The sequence below is a fragment of the Luteibacter sp. NPDC104163 genome (assembly GCF_055584245.1).
On the sequence record NZ_JBVJMK010000005.1, the window covers coordinates 33,496 to 48,924 of the forward strand.

The 15,429-nt window shown below is 63.4% G+C and carries 12 protein-coding genes; 9 read left to right on the forward strand and 3 right to left on the reverse strand.

What is annotated here, in order from left to right; genetic code table 11:
- The first annotated feature begins 59 nt into the window (after positions 1 to 59).
- A complete protein-coding gene (locus ACZ6YI_RS08065) occupies positions 60 to 2,822 on the forward strand; it encodes a caspase family protein (RefSeq protein WP_465778167.1) in 2,763 nt (920 codons plus the stop codon).
- A gap of 3 nt (positions 2,823 to 2,825) precedes the next feature.
- The gene (locus tag ACZ6YI_RS08070) at positions 2,826 to 4,697 is read left to right on the forward strand and encodes a hypothetical protein (protein ID WP_465778168.1); all 1,872 of its coding nucleotides are present in this window, start codon (positions 2,826 to 2,828) and stop codon (positions 4,695 to 4,697) included.
- Positions 4,698 to 4,852: 155 nt separating this feature from the next.
- Here the strand turns inward: ACZ6YI_RS08070 and ACZ6YI_RS08075 are convergent, their stop codons facing one another.
- Both ACZ6YI_RS08075 and ACZ6YI_RS08080 read right to left on the reverse strand, forming a co-directional pair.
- A complete protein-coding gene (locus ACZ6YI_RS08075) occupies positions 4,853 to 6,073 on the reverse strand; it encodes a PQQ-dependent sugar dehydrogenase (RefSeq protein ID WP_465778169.1) in 1,221 nt (406 codons plus the stop codon).
- Between the two features lie 112 nt (positions 6,074 to 6,185).
- Positions 6,186 to 7,016 (reverse strand): alpha/beta fold hydrolase, encoded by an 831-nt coding sequence (locus tag ACZ6YI_RS08080; protein ID WP_465778170.1) that lies wholly within the window; start codon positions 7,014 to 7,016, stop codon positions 6,186 to 6,188.
- 126 nt (positions 7,017 to 7,142) lie between these two features.
- Between ACZ6YI_RS08080 and ACZ6YI_RS08085 the strand changes: the two genes are divergently transcribed.
- From ACZ6YI_RS08085 to ACZ6YI_RS08105, 5 genes are all read left to right on the forward strand, one after another.
- Entirely contained in the window at positions 7,143 to 7,475 is a 333-nt protein-coding gene (locus tag ACZ6YI_RS08085) for a hypothetical protein (RefSeq protein ID WP_465778171.1), read from the forward strand.
- A 299-nt stretch (positions 7,476 to 7,774) separates the two neighbouring features.
- Positions 7,775 to 8,296, forward strand: a complete 522-nt coding sequence (locus ACZ6YI_RS08090; RefSeq protein WP_465778172.1) for a hypothetical protein — start codon at positions 7,775 to 7,777, stop codon at positions 8,294 to 8,296.
- A gap of 25 nt (positions 8,297 to 8,321) precedes the next feature.
- Positions 8,322 to 8,777: a hypothetical protein gene (locus tag ACZ6YI_RS08095; RefSeq protein ID WP_465778173.1), complete on the forward strand. Its 456-nt coding sequence runs from the start codon at positions 8,322 to 8,324 to the stop codon at positions 8,775 to 8,777.
- A gap of 273 nt (positions 8,778 to 9,050) precedes the next feature.
- Positions 9,051 to 9,248, forward strand: a complete 198-nt coding sequence (locus ACZ6YI_RS08100; protein ID WP_465778174.1) for a glycohydrolase toxin TNT-related protein — start codon at positions 9,051 to 9,053, stop codon at positions 9,246 to 9,248.
- A gap of 28 nt (positions 9,249 to 9,276) precedes the next feature.
- Complete coding sequence (locus tag ACZ6YI_RS08105; protein WP_465778175.1) at positions 9,277 to 9,519, forward strand: hypothetical protein; 243 nt, start codon at positions 9,277 to 9,279, stop codon at positions 9,517 to 9,519.
- 341 nt (positions 9,520 to 9,860) lie between these two features.
- Here the strand turns inward: ACZ6YI_RS08105 and ACZ6YI_RS08110 are convergent, their stop codons facing one another.
- Positions 9,861 to 11,294 carry an MFS transporter gene (locus tag ACZ6YI_RS08110; protein ID WP_465778336.1) on the reverse strand — a complete coding sequence of 478 codons (1,434 nt, stop codon included), beginning with the start codon at positions 11,292 to 11,294 and terminating at the stop codon, positions 9,861 to 9,863.
- Positions 11,295 to 11,586: 292 nt separating this feature from the next.
- Here ACZ6YI_RS08110 and ACZ6YI_RS08115 point away from each other — a divergent pair, with 292 nt between their 5' ends.
- Positions 11,587 to 12,600 carry a LacI family DNA-binding transcriptional regulator gene (locus ACZ6YI_RS08115; protein WP_465778176.1) on the forward strand — a complete coding sequence of 338 codons (1,014 nt, stop codon included), beginning with the start codon at positions 11,587 to 11,589 and terminating at the stop codon, positions 12,598 to 12,600.
- 195 nt (positions 12,601 to 12,795) lie between these two features.
- On the forward strand, positions 12,796 to 15,294 hold the full coding sequence (locus ACZ6YI_RS08120; protein ID WP_465778337.1) for a glycoside hydrolase family 3 protein: 2,499 nt from the start codon (positions 12,796 to 12,798) through the stop codon (positions 15,292 to 15,294).
- Positions 15,295 to 15,429 lie beyond the last annotated feature (135 nt).

Genomic DNA, 15,429 nt, shown 5'->3' on the forward strand with positions numbered 1-15,429 from the left:
ATGACGATCGACATTCACTGGCGCATGCTTCCATCCGCACCTGCCACGGGAGTCGTCGCATGCCTGCGCCTTTCCAACGCCTGTCCATTGCCGAGTTCGCTGAACTCCTTTCCCGATTTCCCTTCACTCGGCGCATCACCGAAGTGCACATGCACCACACGTGGCGACCGAACCATGCACAATTCCGCGGCCACGATTCCATCGTAGCGATGTGGCGCTTTCATACGGAAGAGCGACATTTCTCCGATATCGCCCAGCACGTGACGATCGATCCGGAGGGCTGTATCTGGACGGGCCGGAACTGGAACCAGCCGCCGGCAAGTGCGACCGGATTCAACGGAAACGTCCACAACGGGCCATTCATGTTCGAAACTGTGGGGGATTTCGACCGGGGTATGGATACCCTGACCGGAGCACAGCGCGACGCAGTCCTGGACGTGATCCGCCTGGTACAGGTGAAGTTTGGCCTCCAGCCGGATCAACTGCGCTTCCATAATCAGATGTCCGCCAAGAGCTGTCCGGGAACCGGTATCGACAGGCAAGCCTTTCTCCAGGACGTGGCCGCCCACGCGCCCCCTGTGCATCCATCCGGCCAGCGCAGTACAGCCTCAGGCCCCTTTGCGGCTTCCTACCTTGCGTCCAACGACGCCGTGGATCGCGCCCTGGAACTGCTTACCCAGCCATCCGTCGGACGGCTGGTTGACTCGCCCGATGCCGAACTTCACTACGGTGACGGGGCGCGAGACACGGCGCCACAAGGCGGCGCAACTCGTGGCCCGGACGATAAGCTCAGTCCGGACGAAATTGAGGAGCTAAGGCCACACGTCGTAAACCTCCGCATGGGAACATTCTCGGCCGATGGTTTGATGACTACGACCCAGGGCGACGTGGACGCGCTGTTCGATACACATCTTGCGCGGTGGGTGCGCGCCCATGCGTCCGCCGAAGGGCGCGCTCGCGTGGTCTTCTATGCACATGGCGGCCTGGTCAAGGAATCTGCGGCACTGGCCTGGGCCAACAGGACGCGACAATGGTGGCTGGACAACGACGTCTATCCCATTTTCTTCATCTGGGAAACCGGTCTCTTCGAGACGCTGGCTGATCTCTTATTCAAGGCGCACGGTCGGGCAACCGCCGGACGACGCGACCTGGCGGACTGGATAACCGATCCCGCGATCGAAGCACTGGCGCGTGCTCTGCAGGCGCCGCGAATATGGGGCGCGATGAAGGCATCGGCAGCGCTCGCCAGCGCGGAAGGTGGAGGCGCCCGCTATGTGGCCCAGCGGGTGGGCCAATTCATCAAAGAGCACCCGGACCTGGTCGAGCTCCATGGCGTCGGTCACAGCGCGGGTTCGATCTTCCAGTGCCAGTTTCTGCCGGTGTGCGCGGAGAATGGAGTCAAGTTCAAGACGCTGCAGTTCCTCGCGCCCGCCATCACTTGCGAGGATTTCAAGCGTTACACGACCAGCATGGCAGCCTCGGGCGCACCGCTGCCATTCTTGACGATGTATACGATGAGCCGGACATGGGAGCGAGCGGACAACTGCGCCACCATCTATCGCAAGTCATTGCTTTATCTTGTGTCCGAAGCATGTGAGCCGCAGCCGACGACCCCCATCCTTGGCATGGAGGATTTCTTGCGCAAGGACCCGGCGCTGCGGGGTTACTTTGGGCTGGGGAAGGCATCGACGCAAGGAGAGGTGGTATGGTCAAAGACTATCCTCGATTCCGGACGGAGTGCTTCCTGTTCGACATCGCACGGCGGGTTCGACGATGACCCGGCCACAATGGGCAGCGTCGCGCGACGCATCTGCGACATCCAGTCCACGGTACCGGTACCTCCATTCCCGCCCGAGCCCTCGGGCCGTGGTGCACGCGACTGGGCCACGGAAGTCGATTGGCCAGAACCGTTTGATAGGGAGCCGACTCCGTCATCTCCCGTCACCCCCGGCACAGCGAACGGCTTTACCTCGGCGCCGGCTTCGTCCATGGTCTGGAAGGGGCAGCGCCGGGCGGTCTGTTTCGGGATCAACCGATATCCCACCGCGCCGCTCAGCGGCTGCGTCAAGGATGCTCAGGACTGGCACGCAACCTTGACCTCCCTGGGTTTTGACGCGGGGAGAGCGCCGATCAACGAACTCGAGGCGACGCGCGCACGCATGGTCGATGAGCTGTCCTCGCTGATCGCGCGAAGCCGGGCCGGCGACACCCTGGTGTTCCAGTATTCCGGCCACGGCACCCAGGTGGACGACCTCGACGGAGACGAGGCAAGCGGCGATTCACCAGGCCTGGATGAAGCGCTGTGTCCTATCGATTTCGATCAGGGCCATTTCCTGATCGACGACGATATCGCCGAGCAGATCGCCCTGTTGCCGGCGGGCGTGCAACTCACCTTCCTGCTGGATTGCTGCCACTCAGGCACGGGGACGCGTTTTGCCGCCAGGTCCACGCCGGCTTTGCCCGCAGGCGGTGTTGCCCGCTATATCGTGCCGACCGAGGCGCAGTTGCAGAGCCATCGTACGTTCCGCGACCAGATCAGCTCCGGCTTCAAGGGGCGCGCGTCCTCCTCCCCAGCGTCCGCTGTGGGCATGCGCGAGGTATCGTTCGCTGCCTGCCGCTCAAAGGAAGTGGCCTGGGAAAGCGGGGGACAGGGCGAGTTCACCCGTTGCGCGCATGCGGTCCTCAAGAATGGTGGCGCACAAGGCCTGACCAATGCCGGCTTCCTGGAGGCCGTGCTAAAAGCCTTTGGTTCAGGAGCGCGGCAACATCCCCAGCTCGATTGTGACGTGGCCCAGCGTGATGCCCGCTGGCTAGGCGTCTGAGCCATGCGATCGCCCCTTGACGGTTGGGTGGCCGGAAAGGATCGACCATTCGCCCATGGGCAGCTCGGCCGTCGTTATCAACTGGGAAAGCGCATCGGTCAGCAGGTGGTCGGTGCCTATCAGCCCGTTCCCGGCGATCCACTGGTGCGCCACCTGCGAATCTTTGCCATTGATCCCGCAGCGGCATCGCTCGAAGGCAAGATGGCCACCGCAGGCGTTCTCTTCGAGCCATTGCTTCCCGGACCAACCGGTCGCCTTATCGAAGTCGACTCAAGCGACGATCGCAGCGGCTCGTGCTATGTTCGGGCGGACCTGGACGACCACGCCATCCTGCTCTCCAATGGCATTTCGCCTACGGAGTCAGATCCCCGGTTCCACGCGCAGATGACCTATGCGGTGGCTAGCCTCACGCACGCAACATTTCGGCGGGCACTGGGCCGTCAGATCGCGTGGCCGTTCGGATCACGCGATGGCTTGCCGCCGCGGCTACGCATCCGTCCGTTTGCGGACGAGTGTGAGAACGCATGGTACGACCCATCCGATGGGACGTTGAACTTTGGTTACTTCCATGCCGCCGACAGGATCGCTTCCGGCAGGATCCTGCCGAAGGGAATCATCTTCACTGCGCTCTCGCACGACATCGTGGCGCACGAGATGTCGCATGCCATGCTGGATGCACTCCGAACGCACTTCTCGGAACCCAGCAGTACGGACATGACGGGGTTCCACGAGGGTTTCGCCGACCTGGTCGCGCTATTCCAGCACTACCAGTATCCCGATCCGCTGCGCGCTGCACTGGTTTCATGCCGGTGTAGGCTGCGTGGCGCCGAATACCTCCACAGTATCGGTCAGCAGTTCGGTCGGGCGCAGGGCGGGAGCGCAGCACTGAGGAGCGCGATCGACACGGACGCGCCGCAGCAGTATGCGGAGAACATGGAGGCCCATGATATGGGTCGACTTTTGCTGGCGGCTGTATTCGACGCCTTTGTGAACGTCTTCGATCGCAAGGTTGCCCCCCTCATTCGCATCGCGAGCCAGGGCACGGGGGTGCTTCCCGAGGGGCAGCTGCCCGAGGGGCTGCTCACCGAGCTGGCGCGTAAGGCCGCCGAGGTGGCCCGACAGTTCCTTTCGATGCTGATCCGGGCAGTCGATTACCTCCCGCCTGTGGACGTGCGGCTTGGGGAATACCTGCGCGCGATCATCACGGCCGATACAGTCCTGGTGCCGCAGGATAACTGGGACTATCGAGGCGCGCTCATCGATGCCTTTCGGCAGCGAGGCATCTATCCGCGCGATGTCGCAAGCCTTAATGAGGATTCCCTGCTTTGGAATAGCCCGGACGTTGCGCTGGAGCGACTCAAGTCACTCAGCTTCTCCAGGATTCGTTTCTCTGGCGATCCGGGCCTGCCTGTTTCGCCTGGCGAACATATCGCGCAAGCGTGTGAGCTTGGCGAATACGTGACTCGTTCGCCTTCGCATTACCGGGCCTTTGGACTTGCCGAACCTGATGACCCCGCCTTGGGTGGTGACACCGTGTCGCTGCCGGTGATCGAGTCCATTCGAACCTTGCGTCGTCCTGGCCCGGATGACCGTATCGTTTTCGATACCGTGGCCGAGGTTGTCCAGGTGCGTAACGTCAAGCCGCGCGGAATGATGCCCGGGTATGAGCTGCGTGGGGGTGCCACGATCATACTGAACTCACTAGGTGAGCCGCGCTACGTCATTCGAAAGGGCGTGCTTGGCGCGGGCCGCACGGCGAGGCGCGAAACCTACCTGACGAGCCCGCAAGGCCAGCTTTTCTGGCGTGTCCAGGGGCATAGACATGTATTGAAGGGCAGCATGTTCCTCGGGCTCTGCGCACCTCGCGAGAGATAGGACGGCGGTCGAGAATAAGGTTCACTTCGGCGATGGTGCTATCGGCCGCTTGTTGCAGCGCAACTTGCATCGATCGATTGCAAGCTGAACTGAGTTGCGACGCAGGAGATGGCCACGTCGATGCGCAGCCATCTCCTCGATCGGCTTGGTTCGGATTACTTCGGCGTCAGGTGGAACAGGCCACCCGGCTGTGCATCCTGCAGGATCCACAGCGAACCATCCGGTGCTTCCTCAACATCGCGGATGCGCTTGCCGAGGTCCCAGCGCTGGACGGCGGTGGCGCCGCCCTTGCCATCAAACGTGACGCGGATGAGCCCCATGCTGACGAGGCCGCTGATCAGGGCGCTGCCCTTCCACTTCGGGAACAGTGTGCCCTTGTAGAACATGAGGTTGCCCGGCGCGATCACCGGCACCCAGTAAATCACCGGCTTCACCAGATCCGGGCGGGTGTCAGGGCTGGGGATTGGCACGCCGTCGTAGTTCATGCCGTACGAAACCAGCGGCCAGCCGTAGTTCTTGCCACGTTCGACCAGGTTCAGCTCGTCACCGCCGCGCGGGCCGTGCTCGAGTTCCCACAAGCGGCCATCCGGCCCGAAGGCGAGGCCGTACGGGGTGCGGAAGCCGGTGGCCCAGATCTCGGCGGGTGCCAGGTTGGGGCCCGGGAACGTGTAGGTGCTGACGACCGGAGCCGTCTTCGCCGCCTCGGTATTCTTCGGCGGATCGATCAACGGCACCGAGCGAGCGCCTTCCTTGCCGGCCCCGGGATTACCTGGCGCGGGTTTACCGTCCAGGGTCAGCCGCACGATCTTGCCCAGCGTCTGGTCCGGATCCTGGGCGGGCGTGAAGCGCTGGCGGTCGCCGACGGTCAGGAAGATGTACTTGCCGTCGGGCGAGAAGGCGATCTGGGCGCCGGCCTGGCCGCCCTTGCCAGTCGGCAACTGGCGCCAGAGCACTTCGAAGTTCTCGAGCTTCGCCTGGTTGCCTTCCGTGACGAGCTGCCCCCGGCCCATGGCCAGACCGCCACCGTAGTCGCCGGGCGCCACGTAGGTCAGGTACACGTTGTGGTCGCGGGCGTAGTGCGGCGAAAGGAACACACCAAGCATGCCGTTCTGGCCGCCGAAATCCACCGGCGGCACGCCCTGGACCTCGGTCTTGGCGCCCTGCGGGGTCACCAGCTGCAGGCGGCCCACCTTCTCGGTGATCAGCATGCGGCTATCGGGCAGGAAGGCGATGCGCCAGGGCAGGTCGAACGTGGCGACCTGCGTCACGTTGAAGGGCAGGTCGGGATCGGACTTCTGATCGCCTGCGTTGGTCTGCGCGTGGGCGGCGCTCGTCAGCAGGGCCGCGACGAGGACTCCGTTCACCAACTTCTTCATCGGCATGATTTCCTTCCGTTCTAGGGACCCCTCACATCGTAGCGGTCCGTGAAGCCTTTCTGTGTGACGGTTTCTTAAGGATTGCGCAGCCCTGTTGCCGGCCGCCACCGCGTCAGGCCCGGACGGGATGCGAAGGGCGGAGGTTCGCCAGAAATGCGGACACGGCCGAGGCGACTCGTTCAGGCGTGTCGTAGGGCATACCATGACCCGCGCCGGGCAGCAGCTCCACGCTCAGCAACGCATTGGAGGCCTGGAGTTCGCTGGCTGTTTCGAGCGATACTACGCCACGTTCGCCGATCAACAGCAGGGTCGGCACGCAGAGCTCACGGACCAGCTCTCGCCAGTCCGGGTTGGGAGGGGTGAGCACTTCAAAGGCGTCCGGACTGGTACTTAAGCGCGCGTCGACCAGATATTCGATCAGCTCAGCACTACGTCCCGGGTGCTTTTTTCGCGCCTCGGCCAACAGGCTTTCCCTGCTCGACTCGATCGACTTGCGGTGCTCCGCCGAAACATCGCTTTCGAACACCTCTCGCTGCCATGCCGGGCTGATAAACGTGGGATCGATCAGCACCAGTGCAGTAAGGCTCGAGCCCAGGGCACGAGCCGCCACCGCTGCGGTCAGCCCGCCCATGGAATGCCCTACGAGCACGGACGCTTTCAGCGCCAGGGCGCCGAGGAGGCCGACGACGTCGCCGGCCAGGTCGTCATACGCGTAACCGTATGCCGGGGCAGACGACCCGCCGTGACCGCGCGCATCTGGAAGGAGGATGTCGTACCCGTGCAGCATGCGGGCCATCGGCAAGAGGCAGCCGCCGCTTCCCATCAGGCCGTGCAGGGCGACGAGCGGTAGCTTAGTGCCACCCGAGCGCCAGAAATTGATATGCAAGTCGTTGACGACGCATGCGCCGCGCTGCCAGTTCTGGCCTGTTTCTGGTGGGGTCATCGGTAAATCATGTCATACAGGGCCCCGGGCTGGGCGAGTGGCCCATGTCGCCCCATGCACGTAACACTGACAAGCCCTCCACCGGGCAGGGCGAACGATCAAGGCTCTGTCCGGGAGGACACCGCCATGAACCTGCGCAGCTTGACGATCCTGCTCTTCGTACCGGCCATTGCATGGGCCCAGTCGTCCTTCGACGACGTACGCAACCAGCGGTCCACTGACCCGTTTGCTGTCAGCGCGTGTCGTGACAGCGTTGCTACCGAGGTGCGGTCGCGGCAGCCGATGGCGGGAAATGTGCAGGTTACCGATGCGGATGCTTCGTCAGCGGGCTCGACGAGGACGGATGTTTCCGGGAAGGGAACGTTTAGTGGCACCGCAGGGGCGGCGCATGACTTCACCTTCAGGTGCAGCTATGACTTGCAGAAGCAGGCGACGACGAATGTGTCGGTAATCCTCTAGTTTCCTCCGTGGCCAACGCCTTCGTACCCGCCGAGAGATGAGCGAACCCGATCTCCTCGCGCAGAGTTCCTGGCCCGACATATCGCCCCGAAAGCGGAGCGGACTCCCGAAGGCTTGCGTGCGATCGACATCGACTATAGTTTCAACGTATCGTTACGGCAGTTCACCACGGCAGCAGAACTCAGGCATGCGATCGAGTCCTAGCACGTAGGTGGTGAGTGGCCATCTGTCTGGGGAATGGCCGTGGTCTTGGACTTACTCGTGAACACCATCGCGACTGACTTACGATCAAGGAAGACATGAATATCATCCCGAATCTAGTACTGGTCGTGGCCATTTCGGCACTGACTGGCTGTGCTGCGTCCGCTTACAAACCCCCTACGCAAGGTCCGTCCGCACGACTGCGTATCGTCGACTCACAGGTTGGGTGGCGTGGGAACCTGAAGACCATGATCTACCCTTCCGGGCAGTGTGACGCGCCGGGTTCTCTGGGTATGGTGGGTGGTATCGGGCGTTTGGGCACCCCTGCGACTTTAGGCATGCCAGATAATCCTGGGATCGACCCCAAGGATGCGCTGGAACGCGTCATCCCAGCCGGGCATCCCATCCTCCTCACCTTCTTTCTCAATAGCATGGATGGCACATGCATCACGACCGGGCGGCTCACTCCCAGGGAGGGTGCGAACTACCAGGTCGATGTCAAACTGAGTGCCATTGGTTGCAGCATTAAAATTGCCGCAATTGGGGTATCCAAAGGTGAGATATTCGAACTTTCAAAAGACGGGCTTCAACAAGCACCTTTGTGCACGAAGGGCTTCTAATTGTCATGGATTGGGGGGATGAGGGATGAAGAGACTGCTTTTGGTATCAGCGATGGTCGGCGCTCTTGCCGGCTGCGCCCACGCACTTCCGTACGACACCGACCCTTTTGCCGAGGCTCGCAGCGAGGCGCCGGCCAAGGCGACCATTGTCGTAGCGGCGGATGATCGCGCAATGTATGGCGCGGGCTGGTGGAAGAACGTCAAGGTCGATGACAAGAAGGTCGGTGATCTGCGTGACCAGACCTACGTACGCGCGAATATTACGCCTGGAACCCATGTGATCGAAGTGGCCTTTCCGCCGCTAACGATGACGGCTTCTCCCGTTTCAGTTCAGGGCGATTTCAAGGCGAATATGACGTATTACTTCATATGGGAAACGAGACCGGGTGGCGATGTAACCTTCTCCCGGCTTCGTCCTTTGATGCCAGCGGAAGGGCACGCCACCCTGGTCGGGAAGAAGGACAGAACCAAGGGAGCCTGAGCGTCCGGCCCGCGTAAAACTGCGCCACGGCCCCCAGGAGGTCGACGACCTGCTTTGAAGCAGCCACTGTCGTCGAGTCGGTTCCTTCCGCTACCGTGCACGCGATGACCGAGGGGCCGATACTCCTAGAGCGCACCGCCGCCGTGGCGGGCGACGTTCGTAGCTACCTGACCAGAGCCCGGTCGATAGTCCTGGCGGGAGAGCGCGGGGCCGGGGCCGCTGCAGAGGTGGAGGCCGCTAACGGTTCCAAGCACGACAGCCGTTGATACGTCGTTGGCGAGCGGTCCTGATGCTTCTGCGATTCGTGCCCGTGTCCTGAACAACATTGCTGGCAGTCAGGCTGCGCGAGCCTTCCAGTATGAGGTCATACAGCCAATTCCTGGCGTAACGCAGGCCAAGGCATTGCCTTGGTTTGGGCAGCCTGGCAGGGGTACCCAGTTCCAGGTTCCAAATTCTTACAGTGGTAGTTGAAGAACGGATATTTGAAGGTGATTCATCCATGACGCGCGATCAGTTGATATCTAAGCTTTCCGAGCTTGGTGTGCGCCCAAATAGCTATTCATTGGGAGCTCTTCGCAAGAACGAGTGTGTTTCTGTTGTTGAGGACGGCGATAAATGGAAGGTCTATTACGTAGAACGTGATAAGCCCGATGAGCTCGCATCTTTCAATGCGGTGGATGCTGCTTATGACTTCGTGTACACCACGTTTTGCCAATGGCTCGGCGTAGAGGCAACGAGCTGATGACTGTGTCGGAAACGCCTGTCTTGTGCGGGCGTTTCTTTTTATGATGCGCTCGGGTTCATCGATGGAGTAGCGGTGCGTCGATCACCGAAGATCCGCTTGTGGAGCGTGTCTTGCAGGCTGTCGATATGACGCGCCCCGCGGTTTTGTTTGCCCCGGAACCGATGCCGTCTCGGACCCGTTGTACGGCGATTTGCTCGCGCACCTCGACGCCGACCTGACCGATCATCCTTCACTTGAGGACATGTTGCGGAAGGCCGTTGTCATGCTCAAGGGGCGTTGACAGCGTCGTCGACCGCGGTCATGCGAACTCTCCCGTCAGTGCTTGCTTCGACAGCGCGTCATAGTTGACGTGACCGTCCCGGCTCCGGCACATAAAGCGTACACACCCCCGCAACAAGCAGGCTAATCCCACCTAGCCCAAGCGCCCAGATCGGCTGGTTGTGGAAGCACAACCGCAGCAACATCCCCAGGATGCTTGCGGCGAGTACCTGCGGAATCACGATGAAGAAATTGAAGATCCCCATGTAGACGCCCATCTTCGCCGTCGGCAGGTGATCGGAAAGCAGCGCGTACGGAAGCGAGAGAATCGAAGCCCACGCAAAGCCGACGCCTACCATGGAAGCCAGCAGCCACCGTGGATCGCGGATGTACAGGAACGAGAGCAGGCCGGCGCCGCCGAGGCACAGATTCACGAGGTGGCTCATGCGCAACCCCCACCGGCGAACCATCAGCGGGATGACGACGGCCGCCAACGCACCGAAGCCATTGTAGGCGGCGAATAGCACGCCCACCCAGTTGGCGCCTTCGTTATAGAGCGCGGAGCCCGTGTCGGACGTGCCATAAATCGTCTGTGTCACACCTGCCGTCGCGTAGATCCACATGCCGAACAGCGCGAACCACGAGAACAGCTGCACACCGGCCATCCGGCGCATCGCCTCAGGCATGCCGTACAGATCGCCAATCACCTCGCGCAGCATTCCGTGGCTGGTCGTGCGGCTCAGCCAGGTCAGCAGCAGGCCGAACGCGATCAGGCCGCCGGCAAGCAGGTAGACCTCTTTCTCCAGCGAAAAATATCGGATCGCGCACAGCACCACGACACCGGCCAGCATGAGCACGCGTCCAGGCGTAACGGCTCGCGATACGTCGACCGGCGGCCGCTCGGGCACGGCATCGGCGAACGAACGTAGCTGCGCCGGCGTGTACTCGCGGGTGGTGAACATGGTCCAGAGCACCGCACCAAGGAGCACCGCGCCGCCCACGTAAAAGGCGTACTTCACCGTGTCCGGGATGCCACCGTCGGCTGCCACGTTGGCGACGCCGAGGCGTGCCAGACCCCACGGCAACAGGGAAGCGACCACCGCACCGGCGCCGATGAAGAAGCTTTGCATCGCGAAGCCGGCCGGGCTCTGCTGCGTCGGCAACTGGTCGCCGACGAGGGCGCGGAAAGGCTCCATCGAGACATTGATCGAGGCGTCCAGGATCCACAGCAAGCCGGCCGCCATCCACAGCGCCGGCGTGTTCGGCATCCACAGCAGGGCCAGCGAGGCGAACACCGCGCCGGCAAGAAAGTACGGCCGGCGTCGACCGAGCCGGTTCCACGTACGGTCGGAGTAGTGCCCAACGATGGGCTGGACAATGAGCCCTGTCAGTGGCGCGGCGATCCATAGCGCAGGGATGTCGTTCAAGTCGGCGCCCAGGGTCTGGAAGATCCGGCTGACATTCGCGTTCTGCAGCGCCAGGCCAAACTGGAGGCCAAGGAAGCCGAAGCACATGTTCCAGATCTGCCAAAACGAGAGCGTGGAGCGCCTCGTCACCGCGGCCTGCGCTGGTTCCACGCCGTCCCGTACGGGGTAGGTACACCCGTCAGGGGCACGCTCAGCGTGCACGTGGCTGGCCCGCGCGGGGGTTGATGCAGCTCATGGGGTCCTCCTCCGCGCACAGTTATGTCACGCCGTGGCGGATCTCGCATGCTGCAATCGCAGCATCGGCGCCGGAGGCCGCGCTTGAAAAGCGGACGATCCTGACGGCATAGTCATTCGACAGTGCAAGCACAGCGGAGAATCCATGCGGGTACGCCTTGAAGATGTGGCGCGTAAGGCGGGTGTATCGCCCAAGACGGTGTCACGCGTACTCAATGACGAGGCCAACGTCACCGATGCCACGCGCGAGCGCGTGCGCGCCGCCATGGAGGCCATGGATTACCGCCCGAACCCCTCGGCGCGCAGCCTGGCGGGCAATCGTTCGTTCGTGATCGCGATGCTGTACGACAACAACGACAACCCGGCATCGACCTACCTGGCCGAGATCCAGGACGGGGTGCTCGAGGCCTGCGATGCACAGCGCTACAGCATGATGCTGCGCCCGCTGCGCATGCGTGACAGCGACTTCATCCGGCGCGTCGATGCCCTTATTTCCGACCACCATCCCGACGGGGTGGTGCTCACCCCACCCATCACCGACTACGCACCCCTGTTGAAGCGCCTGCGCGAGCTCAACGTGCCGTACGCCAGTGTGTCGCCCGTGCGGCGCGGCAAGACCCTGGGCGTCACGATGGACGAGCAGCGCGCGGCACGTGCGATGGTCGAGCACCTCATCGGGCTCGGCCACCGGCGCATCGCTCACGTTATCGGCATCGCGAACCATGGTGCCAGCCGCTGGCGGCTGGCGGGGTATCGCGAGGCGATGGAGGCAGCGGGCCTTCGCGAGGATCCCGCCCTGGTGGTGCAGGGCGCCTTCACCTTCGCCTCCGGCGTGGAGGCGGCACGGCAGCTGTTTTCCTTGCGGAAGCGGCCGACGGCAGTCTTCGCCGCCAACGACGACATGGCCACCGGCGTCATGTGGGCAGCAGGCGAGTACGGCCTGAAGGTGCCCAACGACGTATCGGTCTGTGGTTTCGACGATACGCCGCTCTCACGCCAGCTCTGGCCGGCGCTCACCACCATCCAGCAGCCCAGCCGCGAGATGGGCAAGATCGCCGCGGAGCAACTGCTGACCGACCTGCGCGGGCAGGGCACCGGGCGGCTGGTGCAGATACCTTTCTCCCTGCAGGTTCGCGGCTCGACCGCGGCCGCTCCATAGCGAGACATACCGGGCCCGGCTCGAACACGGCCATGCTGCATAGCAAATTGACAGCGCTGTCATTCGTGCCAGTATCCGGTCCGGAAGCGTGCCATGGGTGCGCACGCAAGGAGCCTTGCCGTGCCATTGCTGCAGTCGTTGGGCTTGTTTTCGCGAAGGATTCCCGTGGCGCTGGCGATGGCCGGCGCCTTGCTCATGACCGCTCCAGCCACGGCAGACGACATGGCCACTGCAAACCCGGCCTCGTGGCCCAAAGCCGCGTCGCCGTTGCCACGCGATCCCGCAATCGAGTCTCGGATCCGCGATCTGCTCGCGAAGATGTCCGTCGAAGACAAGGTCGGCCAGATGATCCAGGCCGACATCAAGAGCGTCACGCCCGAGGACGTCCGCGAGTACCGACTGGGCTCGGTGCTCGCCGGTGGCAACTCGAAGCCCCGTGGGCATCCGTTCCCGGACGCGTCGCACTGGCAGGCGCTATCGGACGCGTTCTACCGCGCATCCATGGATACCTCGCAGGGACGCCTGGCCATACCCGTGCTCTTCGGCATCGACGCCGTGCATGGGCACAACAACCTCGTCGGTAGCACGCTCTTTCCGCAGAACTCCGCGCTGGGCGCGACGCGTGACCCGGCGTTGATCCACGAGATCGGCGAGGTCACCGCAAGAGAGCTGCGCGCGAGCGGCATCAGCTGGACCTTCGCGCCGACGCTCACCGTGCCGCAGGACGTGCGCTGGGGGCGCGCCTATGAAGGCTATTCGCAGGACCCGGCGCTGGTCGCGAAGTACGCTGCGGCGGTGATCGGTGGTCTCGAAGGCCAGCCAGGCACGCCGCAGTTCCTCGACGCCGCCCATGTCATCGCCACGGCCAAACACTTCCTCGGCGATGGCGGCACCCACGAGGGCAAGGACCAGGGCGATGCCCGGATCAGCGAGGCCACGCTGCGCGACATCCATGGGGCAGGCTATCCGCCCGCGATCAACGCTGGCGTGCAGGTAGTCATGGTCTCGTTCTCCAGCTGGAACGGGGTCAAGATGGCGGGCAACACGTCGCTGATCAGCGGTGTCCTGAAGGAGCGCATGGGTTTCGATGGGATCGTGCTGGGTGACTGGAACGCCCACGGCCAGGTGCCGGGCTGCACCAACGAGAGCTGCGCTCCTGCGTACAACGCCGGACTCGACATGCTCGAGGCACCTGACTCGTGGAAAGGGCTCTACAAAAACACCCTGGCCCAGGTGAAAGCCGGCCTGATACCGATGAGCCGCGTGGACGATGCCGTCACCCGCATCCTGCGCGTCAAGCTGCGCCTGGGTATGTTCGAAGCCGGACTGCCTTCAGCCAACGCACTGGCGGTGCGATCGGCCGAGGTGGTCGGAAGTCACTCGCACCGCGCGGTGGCTCGTCGCGCCGTGCGCGAATCGCTCGTCCTGCTGAAGAACAACGGCAGCGTCCTGCCTATCGATCCGCGCAAGCGCGTCCTGGTCGCCGGCGATGGCGCCGACAACATCTCCAGGCAGAACGGTGGATGGACGCTGGGATGGCAGGGAACGGGCCTTACCAACGCAAATTTCCCGGGAGCGACCTCCATCTGGGCTGGCCTGCGCGCCCAGATTGAGACCGCCGGTGGACACGCCGAACTCGCTCCGGAAGGCGACTACACGCAGAAACCCGACGTCGCCATCGTGGTGTTCGGCGAAGACCCATACGCCGAGTTCCAGGGCGACCTGCCGAACCTCGCCTACCGTCCGGGCAACGATCGCGACCTCGATCTGCTCCGCAAGCTCCGTGGGCAGGGCATACCCGTGGTGGCCGTGTTCCTGACAGGCAGGCCGCTGTGGATGAATCGCGAGATCAACGCCGCCGATGCGTTCGTCGTGGCGTGGCTCCCGGGCAGCGAAGGGGAGGGCATTGCCGATGTCCTGCTACGCACTCGCGACGGCCGCGTCGCACACGACTTCCACGGCAAGCTTGCCTATACGTGGCCGCGCAACGCGCTGCAGGTCACGGGTGCCATTGCCCAGGGCGATCGACCGCAGTTTCCCTACGGCTTCGGGCTGACGTACGCCGCCACCAAGCCGACCCCGCCGCTGCCCGAGGATCCCGGCGTCGAACTGAGTTCCGCCCAGGCGGGCGTGTACTTCACGAGGGGCAAGCCGGCCCACGATTTCGCGGTGAGCCTCATCGGCGCCAATGGCATTGCCACGCAGGCGACCGCGATGCCGGCCGCTACCGCCGATGGCAGTCTTCGCGTCAATGCGCTCGATTACAAGGCGCAGGAGGATGCGCGCAGCCTCAACTGGTCCGGTGCCGGCAGCGCCCCCTCAAGCATCGCGCTGGTGGCGCCCGCGCCGCTCGATGTGGATCGTGAGACGAATGGCGACGTACTCCTGGTCACGACCCTGAAGGTGGGCCAGGTTTCGGCGGACGATACATCGACCATTGGCGTTGGCTGCGGCACCGGCTGCGTCGGCCTTGTGCCGGTCGGCAAGCAGCTCGCAGCCTTGCCGCGTGGACAGTGGTTGCGCGTGGGGATCCCGTTGAAGTGCTTTCGCGACGCCGGCGCGAACATGAGCAAGGTCGAGCGGCCTTTCGAATGGGCGAGCCACTCCGCGGCGCAGATCGCGATCACGGATGTGTCGTTGGGCACCGTGGTGGATCGTACGCTTGATTGCCCGGCGCAAGGCGGTAAACCGTGACGTGGTTCCGCCATGTCACTGCGACACGTACCGGATGAGCGATCTGGGCGCCCAGACGTCCATTTGCCCTGCAACATTGGCAGGGTAGTGAAGGGTTGGAAACGCGCCACAGGGCGCTGTGCGAAGGGGTTTGGA

What these genes read in the sequence shown, in the direction of transcription:
- ACZ6YI_RS08065 (WP_465778167.1), top strand. Translation starts at nt 60, where the DNA reads ATGCCTGCGCCTTTCCAACGCCTGTCCATTGCCGAGTTCGCTGAACTC.
- ACZ6YI_RS08070 (WP_465778168.1), top strand. Translation starts at nt 2,826, where the DNA reads ATGCGATCGCCCCTTGACGGTTGGGTGGCCGGAAAGGATCGACCATTC.
- ACZ6YI_RS08075 (WP_465778169.1), bottom strand. Translation starts at nt 6,073, where the DNA reads ATGAAGAAGTTGGTGAACGGAGTCCTCGTCGCGGCCCTGCTGACGAGC.
- ACZ6YI_RS08080 (WP_465778170.1), bottom strand. Translation starts at nt 7,016, where the DNA reads ATGACCCCACCAGAAACAGGCCAGAACTGGCAGCGCGGCGCATGCGTC.
- ACZ6YI_RS08085 (WP_465778171.1), top strand. Translation starts at nt 7,143, where the DNA reads ATGAACCTGCGCAGCTTGACGATCCTGCTCTTCGTACCGGCCATTGCA.
- ACZ6YI_RS08090 (WP_465778172.1), top strand. Translation starts at nt 7,775, where the DNA reads ATGAATATCATCCCGAATCTAGTACTGGTCGTGGCCATTTCGGCACTG.
- ACZ6YI_RS08095 (WP_465778173.1), top strand. Translation starts at nt 8,322, where the DNA reads ATGAAGAGACTGCTTTTGGTATCAGCGATGGTCGGCGCTCTTGCCGGC.
- ACZ6YI_RS08105 (WP_465778175.1), top strand. Translation starts at nt 9,277, where the DNA reads ATGACGCGCGATCAGTTGATATCTAAGCTTTCCGAGCTTGGTGTGCGC.
- ACZ6YI_RS08110 (WP_465778336.1), bottom strand. Translation starts at nt 11,294, where the DNA reads ATGTGCTTCGGCTTCCTTGGCCTCCAGTTTGGCCTGGCGCTGCAGAAC.
- ACZ6YI_RS08115 (WP_465778176.1), top strand. Translation starts at nt 11,587, where the DNA reads ATGCGGGTACGCCTTGAAGATGTGGCGCGTAAGGCGGGTGTATCGCCC.
- ACZ6YI_RS08120 (WP_465778337.1), top strand. Translation starts at nt 12,796, where the DNA reads ATGACCGCTCCAGCCACGGCAGACGACATGGCCACTGCAAACCCGGCC.